At 43.6% G+C, this 335-nt stretch carries 2 pseudogenes; both read right to left on the bottom strand.

From position 1 onward, the window contains the following. Window positions 1-92: pseudogene (locus tag AAHB12_RS31470) on the bottom strand (IS66 family transposase); the annotation flags it as partial. A 23-nt stretch (window positions 93-115) separates the two neighbouring features. Further along, window positions 116-335: pseudogene (locus AAHB12_RS31465) on the bottom strand (IS66 family transposase); the annotation flags it as partial.

Genomic DNA, 335 nt, shown 5'->3' with positions numbered 1-335 from the left:
CAGTTTTTCCGACCGATGACATTTGGACGGATGGCATTTTCAGCTGGATTATTATCTATTTCGATTCGTCCATCATACAAGAAGGCTTTCAGTCCATTCACTCGATTGAGTGTGTATTCTGCGATGCACGAATGACCCAATTGGACAGGTTCTTATCATTTGTGTTTAGACCAGAGCGTTCCCATTCCTTTACCTGACGGTAAAGAGGTAAGTATTGCGCAAATTTATCATAGATAACTTTGGCAAGCACGCTAGAGCTTGCGATGCTACGTTGAATTGCTGGCTGTGGTGCTTTTCCACGCTTAATTTGAGCTGCTTGTAATGCACCAGCCTTG

It is taken from the genome of Bacillus sp. OTU530 (assembly GCF_038440375.1).
Note: the sequence above shows the minus strand (reverse complement) of the source record. Positions and strands in the feature narration are given on the sequence as shown.